Genomic DNA, 274 nt, shown 5'->3' on the forward strand with positions numbered 1-274 from the left:
ATAAGCCGGTGGCAGATTGTCGATCATCGCCTGCGGCGGCACGTACGCGCCTTGCACTTGCACGGGATCGATCTGCAGAGCCCCCGTCCCCAGGTCCGCCAGCGCCGACACGGTCACCGCATTGGCGGACGTGAAATGGAAGGAAAGGCCGGGTCCGGCAAGCAGTTGCCGCAAGTCCTGCTCGACCGTCATCGTCCCCCTGACGGCGCCACTGGTCTTGCCGGCGACGGAGGCCGTATCGACGGCGATCTGTGTCCCGGACTGCCGGCCGAAG

General features: G+C 66.8%; 1 protein-coding gene. It reads right to left on the minus strand.

Annotated features, from left to right (window positions below; genetic code table 11):
* On the minus strand, positions 1 to 274 hold a 274-nt coding region (locus tag CVH10_RS26020), incomplete at both ends, for an STN domain-containing protein (protein WP_181244587.1).

Source organism: Halomonas sp. ND22Bw, from assembly GCF_003011945.1.
Taxonomy (GTDB): domain Bacteria; phylum Pseudomonadota; class Gammaproteobacteria; order Pseudomonadales; family Halomonadaceae; genus Halomonas; species Halomonas halophila.